At 70.8% G+C, this 19,957-nt stretch carries 13 protein-coding genes; 3 read left to right on the top strand and 10 right to left on the bottom strand.

Annotated features, from left to right (window positions below; all coding sequences use genetic code 11):
• Positions 1–23 precede the first annotated feature (23 nt).
• On the bottom strand, positions 24–497 hold the full coding sequence (locus ACR9Y5_RS09405) for an OsmC family protein (RefSeq protein ID WP_481297715.1): 474 nt from the start codon (positions 495–497) through the stop codon (positions 24–26).
• Positions 498–534: 37 nt separating this feature from the next.
• On the opposite strand from ACR9Y5_RS09405, the gene gabT reads away from it, so the two are divergent.
• Both gabT and ACR9Y5_RS09395 read left to right on the top strand, forming a co-directional pair.
• Complete coding sequence (gabT, locus tag ACR9Y5_RS09400; RefSeq protein ID WP_481297714.1) at positions 535–1,896, top strand: 4-aminobutyrate--2-oxoglutarate transaminase; 1,362 nt, start codon at positions 535–537, stop codon at positions 1,894–1,896.
• Positions 1,893–2,906 (top strand): asparaginase, encoded by a 1,014-nt coding sequence (locus ACR9Y5_RS09395; RefSeq protein ID WP_481297713.1) that lies wholly within the window; start codon positions 1,893–1,895, stop codon positions 2,904–2,906. Before gabT ends, ACR9Y5_RS09395 begins: the two co-directional genes overlap by 4 nt.
• A gap of 113 nt (positions 2,907–3,019) precedes the next feature.
• Here ACR9Y5_RS09395 and ACR9Y5_RS09390 read toward each other — a convergent pair whose 3' ends face one another.
• Genes ACR9Y5_RS09390 through ACR9Y5_RS09375 form a run of 4 tightly spaced genes read right to left on the bottom strand, consistent with a single transcriptional unit; the run spans position 3,020 to position 7,201 of the window.
• Entirely contained in the window at positions 3,020–3,871 is an 852-nt protein-coding gene (locus ACR9Y5_RS09390) for an ABC transporter permease (RefSeq protein ID WP_481297712.1), read from the bottom strand.
• Positions 3,868–4,788, bottom strand: coding sequence for an ABC transporter permease (locus tag ACR9Y5_RS09385; protein ID WP_481297711.1), 921 nt, complete (start codon positions 4,786–4,788; stop codon positions 3,868–3,870). The genes ACR9Y5_RS09390 and ACR9Y5_RS09385 overlap by 4 nt, the downstream gene beginning before the upstream one ends.
• On the bottom strand, positions 4,788–5,987 hold the full coding sequence (locus ACR9Y5_RS09380; RefSeq protein ID WP_481297710.1) for an ABC transporter ATP-binding protein: 1,200 nt from the start codon (positions 5,985–5,987) through the stop codon (positions 4,788–4,790). Before ACR9Y5_RS09380 ends, ACR9Y5_RS09385 begins: the two co-directional genes overlap by 1 nt.
• Entirely contained in the window at positions 5,987–7,201 is a 1,215-nt protein-coding gene (locus tag ACR9Y5_RS09375) for an ABC transporter substrate-binding protein (protein ID WP_481297709.1), read from the bottom strand. The genes ACR9Y5_RS09380 and ACR9Y5_RS09375 overlap by 1 nt, the downstream gene beginning before the upstream one ends.
• A 380-nt stretch (positions 7,202–7,581) precedes the next feature.
• Between ACR9Y5_RS09375 and ald the strand changes: the two genes are divergently transcribed.
• Positions 7,582–8,697: an alanine dehydrogenase gene (ald, locus tag ACR9Y5_RS09370; protein ID WP_481297708.1), complete on the top strand. Its 1,116-nt coding sequence runs from the start codon at positions 7,582–7,584 to the stop codon at positions 8,695–8,697.
• A gap of 35 nt (positions 8,698–8,732) precedes the next feature.
• Here the strand turns inward: ald and ACR9Y5_RS09365 are convergent, their stop codons facing one another.
• From ACR9Y5_RS09365 to ACR9Y5_RS09345, 5 genes are all read right to left on the bottom strand, one after another.
• Positions 8,733–9,341, bottom strand: coding sequence for a zinc ribbon domain-containing protein (locus ACR9Y5_RS09365; RefSeq protein ID WP_481297707.1), 609 nt, complete (start codon positions 9,339–9,341; stop codon positions 8,733–8,735).
• Positions 9,338–11,647, bottom strand: a complete 2,310-nt coding sequence (locus tag ACR9Y5_RS09360) for a transglutaminase-like domain-containing protein (RefSeq protein ID WP_481297706.1) — start codon at positions 11,645–11,647, stop codon at positions 9,338–9,340. Before ACR9Y5_RS09360 ends, ACR9Y5_RS09365 begins: the two co-directional genes overlap by 4 nt.
• On the bottom strand, positions 11,647–12,987 hold the full coding sequence (locus ACR9Y5_RS09355; protein ID WP_481297705.1) for a DUF58 domain-containing protein: 1,341 nt from the start codon (positions 12,985–12,987) through the stop codon (positions 11,647–11,649). Before ACR9Y5_RS09355 ends, ACR9Y5_RS09360 begins: the two co-directional genes overlap by 1 nt.
• Positions 12,984–13,955, bottom strand: coding sequence for an AAA family ATPase (locus ACR9Y5_RS09350; protein ID WP_310129088.1), 972 nt, complete (start codon positions 13,953–13,955; stop codon positions 12,984–12,986). Before ACR9Y5_RS09350 ends, ACR9Y5_RS09355 begins: the two co-directional genes overlap by 4 nt.
• Before the next feature lie 97 nt (positions 13,956–14,052).
• Positions 14,053–19,800, bottom strand: coding sequence for an Ig-like domain-containing protein (locus ACR9Y5_RS09345; RefSeq protein ID WP_481297704.1), 5,748 nt, complete (start codon positions 19,798–19,800; stop codon positions 14,053–14,055).
• Between the last annotated feature and the right edge of the window lie 157 nt (positions 19,801–19,957).

Below are 19,957 nucleotides of genomic sequence, written 5' to 3'. Positions count from 1 at the left end.
CGCCCTCCGGGGCGAGCCGGCGGTCAGGCGAGGGTCAGGAGCTCGGGCGCGTGGTGGACGGGGAAGTTGACGCTCGCGGCGATGAAGCACTTGCGCGAGGCGGGGGCGTGCAGCGATGCGGCCAGCTCGGCCTGCGCCGGGTCGGCGATCGTGACCCGCGGGCGCAGGGTCACCTCGGTGAAGTGGCCGCCCCCGTCGCCCGTCTGCGCCATGGTGCCGGTCGCCGCATCCGTGTAGCCGACCACGACGACGCCGGCCCCGGCCGCCTCCGCGAGGTAGCTCAGCATGTGGCACTGCGAGAGCGCCGCGAGCAGCAGCTCCTCGGGGTTCCAGCGGTCGCGGTCGCCGAAGAAGACGCGGTCCGCCGAGCCCTCGATCGAGTGCTTGCCCTCGGTGCTCACCACGTGGTCGCGACCGTACTCCTTGTATCCGCTGGTGCCCGTCCCGCGGTTGCCGGTCCACTGCAGGTCGATCGCATACGAGTGCTCGAGCTTCATCCTCCGATTCTCGCACCGCGGCTAGACTCGGATGACCATGACTGACACCGTGAGCACCCCCGCGCCCGTCTTCTCCGTTCCACAAGAACGCCGCATCGTGACCGCCATCCCCGGCCCCAAGTCGCAGGCGCTGCACGAGCGCCGGCTGGCCGTCGTGCCGACCGGCGTCTCCTCCGCACTGCCCGTGTACATCGCCCGGGCCAACGGCGCGATCCTCGTGGATGTGGACGGCAACCAGTTCATCGACTTCGGCGCGGGCATCGGCGTCACGACCGTCGGCCACACCGAGACCGCGGTCGTGGAGGCCGCCGCCGGGCAGCTGCAGGACGTCATCCACACGCTCTTCACCATCACCCCGTACGAGGAGTACGTGCGCGTCGCCGAGCTCCTCGCTGCGCACACCCCCGGCGATCACGCCAAGAAGACGGTGCTCGTCAACTCGGGCGCCGAGGCCGTCGAGAACGGCGTGAAGATCGCCCGCAAGCACACCGGCCGCCGCGCGGTCGCGGTGCTGGACCACGCCTACCACGGCCGCACGAACCTGACGATGGCCATGAACTACAAGGCCATGCCGTACGCGACCGGCTTCGGCCCTCTGGCCGGCGACGTCTACCACGCGCCCAACTCCTACCCGTACCGCGACGGTCTCAGCGGCGCCGAAGCGGCCGCCCGCACCATCGCGTACCTCGAGAAGGTCGTCGGAGCCACCGACCTGGCCTGCCTCGTCGCCGAGCCCATCCAGGGCGAGGGCGGCTTCATCGTCCCGGCCGAGGGCTACCTGGCCGCGCTGCAGGAGTGGTGCACGGCCAACGGTGTCGTGTTCATCGCCGACGAGATCCAGAGCGGGGTGGCCCGCACCGGCGCGTACTACGCCAGCGAGCACTTCGGCGTCGTCCCCGACATCGTGCTGAGCGCCAAGGGCATCGCCGGCGGACTGCCGCTCGCGGCCGTCACCGGCCGCGCCGAGATCATGGACTCCGCGCAGCCGGGCGGCCTCGGCGGCACATTCGGCGGCAACCCGGTCGCCGCCGCGGCTGCGATCGCCGTGTTCGAGACGATCGAGCGCAACGACCTGCTCGCCGAGGGGCAGCGCATCGAGAAGGCGCTGAAGCCGGCCCTGGAGGCGCTGCAGCGGAAGCACGACATCATCGGCGACGTCCGAGGCATCGGCGCCATGATCGCGATCGAGCTGGTCAAGCCGGGCACCGCGCAGACCACCAAGGAGCCGAACCCGGAGGCGGTCAACGCGATCGTCGCCGCCGCGGCGCAGCAGGGCATCCTGTTCCTGAACGCCGGCACCTGGGGCAACGTGCTGCGCTTCCTGCCCAGCCTGGCCGTCTCGGACGAGCTGATCGCCGACGCCGTCTCGGTGATCGACGACGCCATCTCGGACCTGTGAGCCCCGAGGTCCCCGTGGGCGCCGAGGTGTTCTCCGTCGACGAGTCCGTCGAGCTGGCCGTGGTGGAGCGCAACGGCTTCGTGGAGTCCCGGCACGCCGGCTCCGCGGTCGTGCTCGGCGCGGACGGGACGATCGTGCGGACCCTCGGCGCACCGGAGCGGCCGGTGTTCCCGCGGTCGAGCATGAAGCCGTTCCAGGCGGTCGCCGTGATGGGCGCCGGCGTGCCGCTGGAGGGCGCGAATGCCGTCCTCGCGACCGCCAGCCACGCCGGGACGCCCGCGCACCTCTCGATCGTGCGGGGTCTGCTCGCGCAGGCGCAGCTCACCGAGGACGCACTGCGCTGCCCGGCCGACTGGCCGCTCGACACGGCCGCCCGCGACGAGCTGGTGCGCGCCGGGGAGCACAAGCACCCGGTGTTCATGAACTGCTCGGGCAAGCACGCCGCCATGCTGCTCGCCTGCCGGGTGAACGGCTGGCCGACCGAGAGCTACCTGGACCCGCAGCATCCCGTGCAGCAGCACATCCGCGACACCATCGAGCGCCTCACGGGTGAGAAGGTCGTCGCCACCGGCGTCGATGGATGCGGCGCTCCCGTCCACGCGATGTCGCTCGTCGCGCTCGCGCGCGGCATCCAGCGCATCGCCACCGCGTCGGACGGCTCGCCGTTCGCGCTGTTCCGCAACGCGGCCCTGCTCAAGAACGCGGTGCTCGCCGACGGCTGGGCGATCGACGGCCCGGGACGCGCGAACACCGTCGTGATCGACGAGCTCGGCGTCTTCGCCAAGGGCGGGGCGGAGGGCGTGATGGTCATGGCCGCCCCCGACGGGACGACCGTGACGCTCAAGGTGCTCGACGGCAGCCTGCGCGCGGCCTCGATCGTGGCCTTGCGGCTCCTGGCGGACGCCGGCGCCCTCAGCCACGAGGACGTGGACCGGGTCGCCCCGAAGCTCGACCTCGCGGTCCTCGGCCGCGGCGAGCCCGTCGGAGCCATCCGCGCCTCCTACATCTGACCCCACCGACCACCCCGTCGAGTGCACGAAAAGTGCACGCTTCTCAGTGAGAAAGCGTGCACTTTTCGTGTACTCGACGGAGGGGCGCAGGGCGCAGGGGCGCGAGCGGGAGGCTACTGGCGGGCGAGGCGGCGGGCGCGCGCGGCGGCGGTGAGCTGCGAGACGAGCACCACGAGCAGCGTCAGGATGAAGACGGCCGAGGCGATCACGTTGGCCTGCGCGGGGATGCCGCGCGACGCCGCGATGTAGATGTACATCGGGAAGGTGGTCACCGCGCCGGCGTTGAAGTTCGTGATGATGAAGTCGTCGAAGCTCAGCGAGAACGACAGCAGCGCCGCCGACAGGATGCCCGGGAGCAGCAGCGGGAACGTGATCCGCCAGAACACGGCGTTGGGCGACCCGTAGAGGTCGCGCCCGGCCTCCTCCAGCGCCGGGTCGAGGGATGCTACGCGCGCCTTGACCGTCACCACCACGAAGCTGATGCAGAACATCACGTGGGCGATGATGATCGTCCCGAAGCCCTTGTTGACGCCGAGGCTCAGGAACTGGGCGGCGAGACCCGCACCGAGCACCACCTCCGGGCTCGCCATCGGCAGGAACAGCAGCAGGCTGGTCTGCGAGCGGAAGCGGAACCGGTACCGCATCAGGGCGATGGCGATCATCGTGCCGAGCACGGTCGCGACGACCGTCGAGATGATGCCGATGATGATGCTCGCCATGAACGCGTCGCAGATGCCCGCGGCGTCGCAGACGTTCGTCCAGTTGCGCAAGGTGAACCCGCGCCAGGCGATGTTGTTCTTGATCGCGTCGTTGAACGAGAAGATGAACGTGTAGACGATCGGGATCAGCAGGAAGGCCAGCGCGAGGAAGGCGTAGACGCCGAGGCCGAGACCCTTGTAGCGCCGCCGCCCGCGCGCGGCGCTGGGCGGCGTCGTGGTGTCGGTGGGCGTCATCATGGTCGTCACAGCAGCTCCTCCGTCCCGCTCCGCCGCACGTAGAACCCGACGATGACGAGGATGACCGCCATCAGGATCACGGACATGGACGCGGCGGCCGGGTAGTTCTGCAGCACCAGGAAGTTGCTCTCGATGACGTTGCCCATCATCGAGGTGTCGGCGGCCCCGAGGAAGTCCTGCGACGCGTTGATGTAGTCGCCGGCGGCGGGGATGAACGTGAGCAGCGTCCCCGAGACGATGCCCGGCATCGACAGCGGCACGGTGACCTTGCGGAACGTGGTCCACGGGCTGGCGTAGAGATCCTGGCCGGCCTCCAGCAGCCGGGTGTCCAGCCGCTCGAGCGTGGAGTACAACGGCAGGCACATGAACGGGATGAAGTTGTACGTGAGCCCGAAGATCACCGAGAACGGAGTCCCGGTGATGTGCGCATCCGGCGGAAGGATGGACAGGGCCTTCAGCGAGCTGGCGATCCAGCCGTCGTCGCTGAGCAGCGCCTTCCAGGCCAGCGTGCGCAGCAGGAAGCTGATGAAGAACGGTGCGATCACCAGGGTCATCAGCAGGTTCTGCACCAGTGGCCGTCCCCGCATCGTCACGCCGATGAAGTACGCGAGCGGGTAGCTGATGAGGAGCGCCGCGGCGGTCGCAATCAGGGCGTAGGCGAACGACCGCAGGATCTGCGGCCAGTACTCCGTGAACGAGTCGACGTAGTTCTGCCACTGGAACGCCGTCTGGTACTGCCCGATGTCGCCGTCGACCACCGGCGCCTGGAACGACGTGATGATCAGCGAGACAAGCGGCGTGAGGAAGAACAGCACGAGGTACAGCACGCCCGGCAGCAGCAGGACGAGCGCGATCCCGCTCTTGCGGCGGACCGCGGGCTCCTGGTCCTGGACAGGGGGCGCCCCCGTGAACGCGGCGAGAGCCATTACGCCTCCTCCAGCTCCGTGAGCATCCGCTCCCGGGCCTGCGCCGCGATCGCTTGGGTGTCGGCGTCGTCCGAGAAGCGCCCATCCGCGGGCGGCTCGTCGGCGAGCACGAACGTGTGCCCCGCGTCCCAGGCCACCCACACCTCGGCGCCGAGCCCGGCGATCGGTCCGCTGGCCGTGTTCTGCGCGAACACCACGATGGTGCCGAGGCCCGGAACATCCACCAGGTACTGCGTGCTCACACCGCTGAACGACACGTCCGTCACCCGACCGGGCCCCAGACGGTTCGCCCCGGAGGGGATCGCCTCCGGCGTCTCGTGCAGGGTCAGCTTCTCCGGCCGCACACCGACGGTGACGAAGCCGCTGGTGCGCTGCGCGCGGGCACGGGGCACCTGGATGCGCTCTCCCCCGACGTCAACGCCGAGCAGGTCGCCCGACGTGTCGCGGACCGGCCCGGCGAACAGGTTCGACTGTCCCAGGAAGTTGGCGACGAACACTGTCGACGGCAGCTCGTAGAGGATCTCGGGCGAGCCCATCTGCTCGATCCGGCCCTTGTTCATCACGGCGACGGTGTCGGCCATGGTCATGGCCTCCTCCTGGTCGTGGGTGACGTGCACGAAGGTCAGCCCGACCTCGGTCTGGATCGACTTCAGCTCCAGCTGCATCTGCCGCCGGAGCTTCAGGTCGAGCGCGCCGAGCGGCTCGTCCAGCAGGAGAAGCGCGGGGCGGTTGACGATCGCGCGCGCGAGCGCGACGCGCTGCTGCTGGCCGCCGGAGAGTTGCGCGGGACGCCGCGCGGCCAGGTGGTCCAGCTCCACGAGTCGCAGCGCCTCGTGCGCCTTCCCGATCGGGTCGCCGATGCGGCGGCGTCGCAGCCCGAAGGCGACGTTCTCGAGGATCGTCATGTGCGGGAACAGCGCATAGCTCTGGAACACCGTGTTGACGGGACGCTGGAACGGCTTGGTGCGCGTCACATCCTCGCCGCCGATCACGATCCGGCCGGCGGTCGGCTCTTCGAGCCCCGCCACCAGGCGGAGCGTGGTCGTCTTGCCGCATCCGCTCGGCCCCAGCAGTGCGAAGAACGAGCCGGCCGGGATGGTGAGGCTGAGGTCCTCGATGGCGGTGAACCCGGGGAACCGCTTGGTGATGCCGTCCAGCCTCAGGTCGGCGCCGGACTCGGCGAAGACTCCCTTGGCCATCAGGCCCCCAGGATCACTTTCTGGAACGACGCCTGGTACTTCTGCTCCTCTGCCGGGGTCAGCGAACGGAAGATCTTCACCTTGGACAGGGTCTCGTCGTCCGGGAAGATCAGCTGGTTGTCGGCGAGCGACGGGTCGATCTTCGTCGCTGCCTCCTTGGCGCCCTGCACCGGGGTGATGTAGTTCACCCAGGCGGCGACCTCGGCGGCGACCTCGGGCTGGTAGTAGTAGTCGATCAGCTTCTCGGCGTTGGCCTTGCGGGACGAGCCGATGGGGATGACGAAGTTGTCGCTCCACAGCGTGCCGCCCGCCTCGGGAATGGCGAACTGCCAGTTGTCCCCCGCCTCGGCGTTCAGCTGGGTGATGTCGCCGGACCAGCAGATCGCGGCGAGCGTGTCGCCGGACTTCAGGTCGTTGAGGTACGAATTGCCCTTGATGTTGCGGACCTGGCCGTCGTTCACCTCCTTGGTGATCTTCTCGATCGCCTTCTCGTACTCGGCGTCGCTGAAGTCCTTGGAGATGTCCACGCCCTGCTGCAGCATGATCAGGCCCATGGTGTCGCGCATCTCGCTGAGCACGCCGACCTTGCCCTTGAGCTCGGGCTTCCACAGGTCATCCACCGACTTCAGGCCGCCGGGCAGCTTCTCCTTGTTCCAGCAGATGCCGGCGAAGCCGCTCTGCCACGGGAGGGATTTCTTGCGGCCCGGATCGAAGTCCACGTCCCGCAGGTTGGCGACGAGGTTCTTCTTGTTCGGGATGGCCGACTCGTCGAAGGGCTGGACGTAGCCGAGGCGGATCCAGCGCGCGATCATCCAGTCGGTCAGGCACACGGTGTCGGCGCCGATGTCCTTGCCGAGCGCGAGCTGGTCCTTCACCTTGGCGTAGTAGGTGTTGTTGTCGTCGACGGCCACGTCGTACTTGACCTGGATGCCGCTCTGCTTCTCGAACGCCTCCAGCGTCGGGTACTTGCCGGCGTCGTCCTGGTCGAGGTACGCCTGCCAGTTGGCCCAGGTCAGCGTCTTGTCGGAGGCGGACTGGTCCTTGGCGGCGGTCGGCTTGCTGGACGCTCCACCGGTCGAGCACGCTGCGAGGGCGAGTGCGGCGGCGCCGGCTCCCGCGCCGGCCAGGAGGCCGCGGCGCGTCCACCGGGAGGCGCGCGCCGACTGCACGAGCTGGCGGATCATCGGGTCTTGCGGGAGGTTGCTCGGTTTCACTTCGGTGCTCCTCGGGGATCGAACACGGACCACGGGCGACGGCGCTTCGGCGGCACGTCGTCGTGCCGTCGCGGTGGACCGATCCTGACATAGAACCGTCGAGATTCGCAGCAAAAAGTGGTCGGATCGTCCATTCGGAAACACAATCTTTACGAAATCCGTGCCGGATCGGTCGAATCGCCCGGGAAACCGCAGACCGGCTGTTCTGCCAGGAGGCCCGGCCCCCACGCGGCATCGCGCACCCGGCCGAGTGCGGAAATCGTCTGCCACGGCCGGGTCGTCCCGCGAAATCAGCACCGCGGTGCCGAGATATCCATCGAAATCCTCCGTGAACCCGGCTATGGTGAATGCGAACCCACGTCGAGTGTCGAAGGAGCCCCATGAAGGTCGCGATCCCCCGCGAGATCAAGAACAACGAGTTCCGGGTGGCGATCACGCCGGCTGGAGTCCACGACCTGGTCGGCGCGGGGCACGAGGTGTTCGTCGAGACCGGGGCCGGCGTCGGCTCCTCCATCCCCGACGAGCTCTACGCCGGAGCCGGAGCGACAATCCTGCCCGACGCCCGTGCCACCTGGGAGGCCGGCGACCTCATCCTGAAGGTGAAGGAGCCGATCGAGAGCGAGTACGGGTACTTCCGCCGCGGCCTCGTCCTCTTCACCTACCTGCACCTGGCTGCCGACGAGGCGCTTACCCGCGCCCTGGTCGAGAGCGGTGTCACCGCGATCGCCTACGAGACGGTCCAGCTGCCGACCCGCGCCCTGCCGCTCCTCGCCCCGATGAGCGAGGTGGCCGGCCGGCTCGCCCCCATCGTCGGCGCCAACACGATGCTGAAGCCCAACGGCGGCCCCGGCCTGCTGGTGCCGGGCGTCCCCGGCACGCACCCGGCCGTCGTCACCGTGCTCGGCGGCGGCGTCGCCGGCACGAACGCGATCTCCGTCGCCGTCGGGCTGGGCGCCGAGGTCACCGTGCTCGACACGAACATCCAGCGCCTGCGGGAGCTCGACGCCCTCTACGCGGGACGCATCAAGACCATCGCGTCGAACAGCTTCGAGATCGACAAGGCCGTCGTGGCCTCGGACCTCGTCATCGGCTCGGTTCTCGTCCCGGGTGCGAAGGCGCCGAAGCTCGTCACCAACGAGATGGTGTCCCGGATGAAGGCGGGCAGTGTGCTCGTCGACATCGCGGTGGACCAGGGCGGCTGTTTCGAGGACTCCCACCCGACCACGCACGCCGACCCCACCTTCACGGTGCACCAGTCGGTGTTCTACTGCGTCGCCAACATGCCGGGAGCGGTCCCCCACACCTCCACCTACGCGCTCACCAACGCGACGCTCCCGTACGCCCGCGCCATCGCCAACCGCGGCTGGCAGGAGGCGCTCCGCGCGGACGCCTCCCTCGCGCTCGGTCTCAACGTGCACGACGGACGCGTCACCAACGAGGGCGTGGCCTCCGCGCACGGCCTCGAGGCCGTCGCCGTGGGGGACGCCCTGGCGTAACCGCTGCTCTCAGCGGCGCCGCGCGGCGCCCGCACTCAGGAGACGTCGAACCACTGGTCGCCGATCTCCACGCGGGTGCCGCGCGTGACGCGGTAGCGGCGGCCCGCCTCGCACTGCCGGGCGACCCCGCCCAGTGGATGCGCGACCGTCCCGTTGCCGGAGTAGCGGTCGCAGATCCACAGCTCGTCGCCCTCGAGCCCGAACTCCAGGTGCGTCTTGGAGACGCTGCGCGTCGGGTCGGACAGCACCACGAGCTGGTCGACGTGCTCCCCCGGCTGCGTGATCGGGCGACGCCCGATCAGCCCGGCGCCGGACACCTCGACGACATCGCCGGTCGAGAAGCTGAGCGTGTAGGAGCGGTGCACCACCGGGTGGAGCGGCGGGGCCTCCTCCACGGGGATGATCGTCATCGCCTGCGTCGGCGGGAGGCCGTCCTCGTCGAGCTCGAGCTCGTCCGGGAAACGCCCGGCGACCGCGGGCGCTGGCGGACGCTCGGCGAGGCGGTCGGAGATGATCGACGTGTCGGAGGGGCGCTGGTCGGCGATCTCCGGGGGCCGCAGCCGCGACGAGGTGACCGAGCTGCCGCACATCGGGCAGAACAGCGTGCCGTCGGCCAGCTCCGCTCCGCACACGCGACAGTTCATCGGTTCCGTCCCTTCCCGCTTCGTCTCCCACGGTAGCCGAGCGATCGCAGCGAGACCGCCGCGAGCAGCCGCTTCCAGCGCGTGTCGCGCTTCGCGAGCTGGCCGCGCAGGTCGTCGACCGCCTTCCAGACCGATTCGGCCTCCGCGGGCGTCGGAGCGACGCCGCTGAAGGTGGCCCGGTCGGCCACCTTCGCCAGGGCCGCTGCCCGCGATCCTCCGATGGTTCCCGCGAACTCCACCCGGGTGGCCGCGGGCGGCGGGTCGTAGCCGTGATCGACGGCGGCATCGGCGAACTCCCGCCAGCCGCCGACGATGCGCTCGCGGGCCGTCGGCGCGGACCGCCGCAGGACGCGCCGCCGCCACTTCGCCGCGAGCACGGCCAGGAACGGGGAGGCGACGAGCGCGAGCACCAGCAGCGTCCATCCCGCCACCACGAGCACCGCGAGCAGGGTCTCGAGCACCGGGTTGGGCTTGGGCTGGTTCGACGGGTCGACCTGGGCCTGCGGCGGCTCGTCGTTGCGCTGCGGGTTGTCGTCCACCGGCGGCTGCACGTTCGTCTGCGGCCGCGAGATCTGCGTGGGCTGCTGCGGCTGCTTCGGAGGCACCGGCCGGAGCGGCGGAGTGGGGTCCACGGTCACCCAGCCCGCGGTCGTCTGCACCTCGATCCAGGCCGAGATGTCCGACCCGGTCAAGGCGACCATCGGAGAGGTCACGTCCTTCGGAGCGACGAAGCCCATCACCACCCGGGCGGGGAAGCCGAGCTGCCGGGCCATCAGCGCAGCGGTGACCGCGTACTGCTCCTGATCGCCCAGCATGGGAACGTCGGTCAGCAGCTCGGTGATCCGGTCGGCGCCGTGACCGGACCGGCTGGCCGGCTCCTTGGGGCCGATGCCGTGACTGATGTAGCCGTCTTGCGCCAGCCCGCGCAGGGCGGCGGCCAGTTTCGGGCCGGCGCCCGACACTCCCGCGGTGTACTTCTGCAGCACCGACTGCAGCTCGTCGGGGATCACCGAGGGGCGGGGGACGGAGTCGGTCCCCGGCTGCACCTTCTCGAGCTGGCCGGCGGTGAGGATCGGCTTCACCACGGACTGCTCCGTGTAGATGTCGCCGGTGCGGAGCGGAGCGGTGACGGCGCCCGTGCCGGTCACGTCGTTGTAGAAGAACGAGTCCGCGAGTCGCCCGGGATCGGCGCCCCGGAACTCCACCTGCTCGAGCTGACCGCTGCCGGGCAGCCAGGGTCCGCGGTAGGCGCCGACCACCACGGTCGTCGTGGTGCGCTTCCCTTTCGTCGCGCCCTGGTCGAGCCGGTACGGGACGCGGGCGAACGAGCCGGATGCGCTGGTGACGTCGCCGCTCCCCACCGAGTAGGTGACGCCGTCGTAGGTGTCCAGGGTCGCGATGCGCAGGCGCCGGTCTGCGGGGAGGCCGGCCACCGTGAGCATCGTCTTCTCCGCCTCCGCGGGCTCCAGGTACGACCGGAAGCCGCTCAGCGGGCTGGGATAGTGCCTCGGGTCGAACGGCTGCTCGACGGCGGTCCGGACGACCTCGCGGTCCCCCGGCGGAGGCAGCAGCGCCGCAGCGGCGATGCCTCCCGCGGACGCCGCCACGAGCATGACCGTCGCGCCGGTGGTGGTCAGCAGCGCGGTCGAGCGCCGCTCGCGGCGCGACTCGACCAGTTGCCCGCTCTGCTCGCGCAGCGAGCGGACGGCCGCCGATCGCCGCAGCAGCCGGAAGCGGATGAGCCACGCCAGCAGCACGGCGAACAGGGCGAACAGCAGCAGCAACGGGACGGGCGCGACCGAGGAGCCGAGCAGGATGCCCGCGACGAGCAGCAGCACCGGGGGCAGGGCCGCCAGCTCCGGGCGGGACGAGCGGAGCGCCGTCGACACCGTCACCACGGTCGCCAACAGTGTGAGGAGGAAGGCCGGGACGAGCAACGCCTGGTAGGAGCCGACCGGGACGCTGATGGTCACCAGCTGCTTCCAGCTCAGCCAGGTGCCCTGCACCAGGTCCACGAAACCGGGGAGGGTGGGGAGCAGACCGCCGGCCGACGCCTCCGACGGCACGGCCAGCTGAACGCCGGTGCCGAGGTAGACGAGGACGATCAGGCCCGCGATCGCGATGCTGGGAAGCCGCCACGCCCATCCGACGACGCCGATCGCCGTGCCGAGCAGGAGTGTTGCGACCAGCATGATCACGAAAGCGCTCGACTGGTACACCGGCCAGAACGACCAGGCGCCGAGCGCGACCGCCCCGAGGGCGAACACGACGTCGACGAGCGCGCGTGGGGAACGACGGGCGGGCATCAGGTGGCCAGTCGTTTCGCGAGGCTGCGCTGGAGATCCTCCAGGTAGCCGATGGTGAGGACGCTGAGGTCGGCGACCCGGCGCAGCGACGGCACGGCGCCCTCGTCGCACACGATCGCCACGACGTCCACGCCCAGCGGGAAGTGCGCGGCGGCACCGCGCAGCTGCGCCGCCGTCGGGGTGGACCCGCAGACGAGGAACGCGATGGAGATGCCGGCGGAGTCGTCGGACGCCACCTGGGCGAGCTCCGCGAGACGCAGGGCGGATTCCGCCGTCTCCACCCCGGCGAGGTCGTCGAGCAGGCGGCCGCGATTGACGGTGCTCAGCCTGCGGGCGCTGAACACCATCCGCTTGGCGAATTCGGGCGTCTCGGCGCTGGCCACCACCGACACCGTGCGCGAGTCGAGCATGGCCCGTACGCCGAGGGAGCCGGTGACGCTCACGGCGAGCTCGAACTCGTCGTCGGTGGCGTAGTCGGCCGCCGAGAGGCTCAGCGCCACGAGCAGGTGGCTGCGCCGAGTCTCCTCGAACTGTCGCACCATGTAGCTGCCGGTCTTCGCCGTCGACTTCCAGTGGATGTAGCGGCGCTCGTCGCCGGGGACGTACTCCCGCAGTGCGTGGAAGGCGATGTCGCTCGAGGTCAGGTCGCGCGTCGGCGAGCCCTCCAGGTCGCGGACGAACCCGGTGCTCATGCTCGGGATGGCGATCGTTCGGGGATGCACGAACAGGTCGAGCGAGTCCGCCCAGACGACCTCGCGCCGCAGCAGCCCGATCGGGTCGGCGCGAACGGTGCGCACCGGTCCGATCGGCACGATCCCCCGGCGCGTGGTCGGGACGACGAAGACGTCCGAGTGCTCCTCGGACGGCGCGAGCGACGGCGCTGCGAACTCCGCCAGGCCGTGGCCGACCGGCACCTCCACCCGGACGCCCGGCAGCCTCCGCCGCAACGGATTGCGCACGGCCACCTCGCCGGGCGCACGGTCGCCGACGACCACCCGGTTGGCGGGGAGCGACAGCCCGACCTCGTAGGCCGTACGTCCGATCAGGTAGCCCGAGGCGACGACGAGCAGCACGAGCGCCGTCCAGCCGGCGACGACGGCCTCCACCCATCCCCACACGTAGCCCGCGGTGAGGGCGAGCACCGCGAGGAGGAGCATGGACCAGCCCAGTGCCGTGACCACCGCGCCGACCCGGCGCGCCACCGCGCCGATCGCGCGGCCGGCGGCGGCGGAGTTGCGAACGACCCACACGATCGCGTCGGCGAGGAACCCCTCACGCTCGCCGACGATCCGGGCGCGCGCGTTGGTCAGCTCGGTCTGCGAACGGGTGACGGTGGTCACACGGCGGCCCGATCGCTCGGCGGCGGGGTCTCGATGAGGAGCTGGCCGATGAGGCTGGACGCGCTGACGCCCTCGAACTCGGCCTCCGGGTCGAGCACAAGGCGGTGGGCGAGGACGGGCTCGGCGAGTGCCTTCACGTCGTCGGGGGTCACGTAGTAGCGGCCCGACGCGGCGGCCAGCGTCTTGGAGGCGCGCAGCAGCGCCAGCGCACCGCGCACGCTGACGCCCAGACGGATCTCGTCGGCGGTACGGCTCGCCTCCACCAGGCGGGAGACGTAGTCGTTGATCGTCGGGTCCACGTGGACTCCGCGCGCCATGGTGCCCATCTCGACGACGGTCGCGGCGGAGATCACCTCGGGGACGACGACCTCGTGCGCCTTCCGCTCCGAACCCTCCAGGATGCGCAGGGTCGCCTCGTGGTCGGGGTAGCCGATGGACGCCTTCATCAGGAAGCGGTCGAGCTGCGCCTCCGGCAGGCGGTACGTGCCCGCCTGCTCGATCGGGTTCTGGGTGGCGATGACCATGAAGGGTGCGCCGACCGAGTGGCGGACGCCGTCCACGGTGACCTGCTGCTCCTCCATGACTTCGAGCAGCGCGGACTGGGTCTTCGGGCTGGCGCGGTTGATCTCGTCGGCCAGGACGATGTTGGCGAAGACCGGCCCCCGGTGGAACTCGAAGGCGCCGGTGCGCTGGTCGTAGATGTTCACGCCGGTGATGTCGCCGGGCAGGAGGTCGGGGGTGAACTGGACGCGGTTCGTCGTGCCGCGCACGCTCTCGGCGATCGCACGCGCGAGGGATGTCTTGCCGGTGCCCGGGTAGTCCTCGAGGAGCAGGTGCCCCTCGCTGAACAGTGCGGTGAGCGCCAGTCGGATCACGTGCGTCTTGCCGAGCAGCACGCGGTCGATGTTCGCGACGAGGCGCTCGAACACTCCGGAGAACCAGCCGGCCTGCTCGGGGGTCATCGTCATGCTCCGGCCTCTTTCGGTTCGGGGCGCGGCCGCAGGGGCCGCAGGGATGGGATGGTGTGCCGCGGGATGCGGCTCACCCCAGTATGGCGTCCGCTGCTCATTGCATCTCCGATCCCGGGTAGGCCGCGGAGTACGTGTCGCTGCCGGAGACCACCCTGACCACCAGCGTTGGCGACGGATCGTTCGCCGGCGCTGTGCACGACGCGGTCTGCCCGGCGGGCGGCATCGGCAGCTGCGTCGTGCCGTCGCAGCTGTACGTGACCGCGTCGTACGCGCCGGTCGGCCAGCCGGTCCAGGTGAACACGTGGCTAGCGGGGTCGTAGCGCTGGCCGTCGATGGCCAGGCTCACGGCGACGCCGAGGTCTTGGGTCGCGTTCTGGTCGGTGCACAGCGAGGAGCCGTCCGGGTATCCCTCGCACACGCGGGTGATGCGCACGGAGAGCGGCACGCCGTAGTGGTTGCCCGAGCCGGTGAGCACCCCGCTCGTGCCCGCGAGCGTGCCGGAGTCGACGACCGCGCCTCCGCTGACGAGCTGGTAGTCGAACCGCGGGTTCGACCCGCCGCCGGCGTTGTAGGAGACCGTGACCGGGAAGTCGACGGTCGTGCCGTCCTGCTGCCGCGCCCCCACCGCGATCCCGGTCACGTCTCCGGGCGACTGGCGCGGCGTGGCGCTCACGATGGCGGCCGGCGTGCAGCCCTGGCCGTTGTAGGCATAGACGATGAAGTTGTAGCTCTGGTTGGGGCTCAGCCCGGTGAAGACGGTGCTGCCGCCCTGCACCCGGCGGAGGCCGCTGGCGGACAGCGTGGGCTGGCCGGACTGGACGCCCGTCACCTGGCAGCTGGTCGGGTTGCCGCCCTGGAACACGGCGACGTAGTAGTCGGTGATCGCCTTGCCGTTGTCGCCGAACACGCTCGACCAGCTGAGCGTCGCGCTGGTGCCGTCCTTGGTGTCCGGGGTCGCCACCGGGGCGATGCCGGTCGTGGTGGGCGCGCCGGCCGGGACGCCGCTCCCCTGGCTCTGGTTCCACGTGGTGCGGCCCTGGTAGAACTCGTTCCGCGACGACACGGTGTACCCGATGGCAGCGCCGTTCGCGATGCCCGGGTCGGTGATGTTGAGGGCGTAGGAGGTCCCGACCGGATCGGAGCCGGAGACCTGCAGCGCGTTCGTCACGCCGCCGACCGACACGACATAGGAGGTGATCGGGCTGGCGCCCGGTGCGTCGGCCGGCTTCGTCCAGGTGATGCGCAGACCCTGGTCGAGCGGAGTCGAGGAGAGCGACGCCGGCGCGTTCGGGATGACGTCGGACCAGACCGGCTCGGCGTAGGAGGTCGGGTCGGAGAGCCCGAGCGCGTTACGGGCGCGGACGCTCAGCGTGACCGCGTTCGCCGGGCCGTTGCCGGGAGTCGTGATCGCGCAGGTGGTGGTGGCGCACGGGGTCGTGGAGAGCACCTGCCCGGTCGAGGCGTTCGCCATCGTGACCTCGAACCCGGTGATCGGCGAGTTGTTGAACGCGCCGGGGATCCAGCTGAGCGTCAGGCTGCGGTCGGCGATGGTGCCGATCTGCACGTTCGACACAGGCGCAGGGCGGTCCTGGACCGACACGGTGACCGTGCCCCAGGTGTAGCGGTCCGGGTCGCCGGTGGCGTCCGCGACCTCGTACTGGAGCGTGGTGTCGGCGGCGGCGGCGGTCGACGAGACCGACACCTCGAGCTGCGAATTGTCGGCGCTCGGGGTGATGGTCAGGCCGTCCGGCAGTCCGCTGCCGATCCCGCGGACCGCGACGACGGTCAGCGGCTTGCCCGGGAACGGGTTGGTGGCGCCATCGTTGGCCAGCACGTCGACGGTGGTCGTCTGCCCCCGCGGCGCGATCACGCGGTCGGGTTGCGGGCTCGCCAGCGGCCGGGTCGACGGAACGACCGAGATGTCGATGCGCCCCGCCTGACCGGCGTTCACCGCATCCTTCACGCCGATCGACAGCGAGAGCGTCGATCCCTTCTCCGTTCCCGTGGCGACGGTCACCGTCAGCTTCTGCCCGTCGAGCGAGGCGCTCACCCCGTCGGGCCGCGGGTTCTGGATGGAGTACACCAGCTCGTCCTGGTCTTTGGCGTAGGGGTAGCTGGTGATCTTGGTGAGGTCGATCGTCTTGGTCTGGCCCGGCTCGAAGTCGATGAGCGCGCCGGTGAACACCGGCGGCTGGTTCTGCCGGGGCGTCACCTCGATGGGCAGCACGATCGTCGCCACGTTCCCGGCGGGGTCGGTGGCGCTGGCGCCGTCGGTCACCTGGAACGAGATCGACGCCGGGCCGAAGTACCGCGGGGACGACGTGAACTGGAGAGTGTCGTTGCCGACGACGAGGTCGTCGCCGTTCGCGTGGGTCGCCCGCACAGTGGCCGCGTCGGTGAGCCGCACCTTCCGGTCGCCGACCGCGACGATGTAGTCGTTGAGGTGGATGGTGAGCGTCTTCTCGCTCATCACCGTCAGCTTCGGGGCCCCGCGCTTGAGCTGCGGCAGGGCGTCGTCGTAGCCGGGGACGTGGACGAAGCCGTAGGCGACGACGGACTCGTCCTCCGGGTTGGCGACCCGGAACGGGACGATCTGGCTCTTCGCCCCGATGCCGATCCGCAGCCGCTTCGAGGAGGTGACCTGGGCGTCCGCGCTGTAGCCGGGCACGAGGGAGAGCTTGAGGGTCGAGACCGGGCCGTCGGCGAAGAACACGTTGGCGAGCACGTTGACGTCGACCCGCTGCTTGCCCAGGATGTCGGAGAGCCCGAGTGTGGTGTCCGAGACGACGGGCCGGGCGGGCGGCGCGTTCGGGTCGACGGTCAGCCGGAGGAACGCCTGGCTGGTGCCGCCGCGCTCGTTCTGGATCGTGTACAGGAAGCCGTAGGCGCCCGGCGTCTTGGGCGCCGTGACCGTCACGAGGTCGTCGCTCACCTTCGCCTTCGCCTTGCCGTCGAGCGAGGCGACCGCCGTGACGCTCAGCGGGCTGCCGTCGGGGTCGCTGTCGTTGGCGAGGACCTGGACCGTGAGGGTGCGCCCCGGGCGGGCGGTCACGTCGTCCTCCACCGCGATCGGGTTGCGCGCGCCCTCCGCCCTGGCGGCGATGCCGACGCGGACGGTTCCGGTGGCTCGGGCGCCCAGCGCATCCACCACTGCGTAGGTGAAGGTGTCGGTGCCGGCGGAGTAGTCGCCGGCCTGGAAGTCCATCCAGTCGGGCCCCGAGGCGATCACGGCGCCCTTCTGCGGGTTGGTCTCCTGGCCGATGAACTGCACGGAGTCGCCGTCCGGGTCGATGCCGGAGAGCGGGATGGTGATGCGGACGGTGTCCCCGGCGAGCACGCGTGCGGTGACGGTCTTCGGCACCGGTGGATTGTTGCTCGCGGCATCGCGCTCGCGCACCGCGATGGTCACCTCGGCGGTCGCCCACTGGCCGTCGGCTCCGTAGACCTTGTACGCCGCCGTGTAATTGCCGGGCTTCGAGGGCGCCAGGTAGCGGAGGTGGTCGCCGCTGACGAAGAGCAGGCCCGCTCCGCTCGGCAGCGGTGTCGCCAGCGTCGGGTCGAGGGTCAGGGTGTCGCCGTCGGGCTGCACGTCGTTGGCCAGCACGGGGATGTCGACCACGTCGCGCACGCGCACCGACACCGAGTCGGGTGCCGCGATCGGCGGCTGGTGCACCGTCAGCGGGGGCAGCTGGACGACCGTGACCGTTCCGACCGTGTCCGCCAGGCCGTTGCTGAGGCGGTAGTGGAAGTCGACCGGTCCGTCGAGCGGCCGGCTGAGCGTCACCCTCAGGGTGCGCTGCTGCAGCACCTGCACGCGCACCCCCGTCGACGCCTCCGGCTCTGTCGCCCCGGTCACGAGCAGCACGCCCCCCGAGGGGTCGATGTCGGTCGACAGCACGTCGACGTCCTGCGACGACTGCTCGCGGATGAACGCGGTGTGCGGCACCGCGATCGGCGCGGTCTTCGCCCCTGGCGGCGCCTTCACCTCGACGCGCACCACGCCGGTGGACGTGACGATGCCGTCGGTCACCGAGTACTCGATATTGTGCGTGCCCGCCTGGTCCGACTCGAAGCGGAACGTGCCGCCCTGGTAGTCGGGGGTGATCGTTGCGTCGGCCTTGGTGGGCACCGTGCTCAGCCGCACCGTCCCGTTGCCTCCCCTCACGTGGTCGAGCGGCGACACCGTGACCTCCTGGCCCTGGTACGCCAGGACGGCGAACGGGTCGGCGATGATCGGAACCTGCCCGGGAGGCCGGACGGTCACGGCGAGCAGCCCGGCGGATTCGGCCCGGCCGTCGGAGAGGGTGAGCGCCACATCCTTCACGCCGGAGCCGTCGCCGTGGTCCGAGTACGCCACCTGGCCCTGCGGGGTGAACGTGACCGTGTCGGGGGCCGGGATGGACGCCGCCGACAGGTAGAACGAATCGCCGTCGGGGTCGTAGCAGTCGCCCAGCACCGCAGAGGTCACGCGTCCGCCGGCCTGGACGACCGCCTTGGCGTTCCGCACGCACACCGGCGGCGCGTTCTCGGCTGCGGTCCGGACCGTCACGGTGACGTGAGCGCTCGCCGTGCCGCCGCGCCCGTCGGAGATCGTGTAGTCGAAGCCGATCGAGCCGGTGGCGGTGTCCGGCAGGGAGAGCTGCAGCTGCTGGTCGGCGTTGGTGAGCTGCAGCGTTCCCTGCGTGGCGGGCACCGCGGTGAACGAGTCGATCGTCAGCACGTCGCCGTTGGGGTCGTAGTCGTTGAGCAGCACCGGCAGCGGCGTGACGCGGCCCGGGCGGGCCCCGAAGCTGTCGGCGACGGCGACGGGAGGCTGCTCCTGCTTCTCGTACTGGGGCGCCGTGTCCTGCTTGGTCTGGTTGACCAGCTCCTGCGTGGTCTTCTTGGAGACGAGCTCGTCCCAGTTGTCGATGCGCGCGTTGCCGCTCTGCACCGCCCACGCGACACCGGAGCGCCCGTCGTTGAGCACCGCCCGGTCGCCGTTCACGCGGAACGCGAGCGTGGCGCCGGCCGGGACCTGGTCGAGCGTCGAGCGCTCCCCCGCGCCGGTGCTCGAGCAGGAGCGCCAGGCCGTCCCGGCGCTCCAGGCCGCGTAGGTGCAGCCCGCCACCGTCACTGGCGCGGCCGGCGTGCCGCTGACCTGCGTGACAGGACGGGTCGCCCGTCCGCCGTCGAGCGGCACCCGCACGAGACCCGTATCCGTGGCGATCCAGACCGCGTCGCCGTCGGCGGACGGCTGCTGGAGCGCCACGTCGGCTCCCTGCGGCAGGAGTGCGCTCAGGTCGACGGCGCGACCGTCCACCCAGATCGTGCGCTGGTCCGGGTCGAGCAGCGCCCAGTGCCCTCCCACTGCGGTGAGCGACACGTTCGCGCCGTCGCCGCGCGTCGCGACGGGGGTGGTGGTGGTGGACGGCTCGGCCGCGTTGAGGTCGACGCGCAGCAGCGACCGCGTGCCCGGCTGGTAGGCGAAGAGGACGCCGGAGGGATCCATCGCCGAGACGGCGCGGCCGCCCAGGTCGACCGTGGCCGCCGAGCCCGAGTTGAACTGATCGAGCTGCGGGACCGATGTCAGCCACAGCTGACCGGTCGCCTGCGACAGCAAGGCCACATGACCGCCCGCGAGCGACACCTGCGGCGACCGAGGAGGGAGGGCGACCGACTTGCCCGCCTCCGCCTTCGCGGGGTCGACGACCGCGACGGTGTTGGCCTCGCGGTCGATCAGCAGCACGTCGGTGCCGTCCTGGACGACGTCGAGCGCCTCGCCGGTGCCCGGCACCACCGAGTTGAGCTTGTCGATCACGGTGTTGGCGCGTCCCAACGACTTCTTGGCGTCGCTGGCCACCCACACCGCCGCGTCGTCGAGGTGGAGGTGCTGCGCGCTGTACCCCCGGAGACGACCGCCAGCGTGGTCACGAGCGCCGCGATGGCCGTGCCGCTGACAGCCGTCGCCGCGACGGACTTGTGTGCGGCCAGCCAGGACCCGAGGCGCGCGAGCGGGG

This window comes from Leifsonia sp. KNZ13-11D (genome assembly GCF_056754895.1).
Note: the sequence above shows the minus strand (reverse complement) of the source record. Positions and strands in the feature narration are given on the sequence as shown.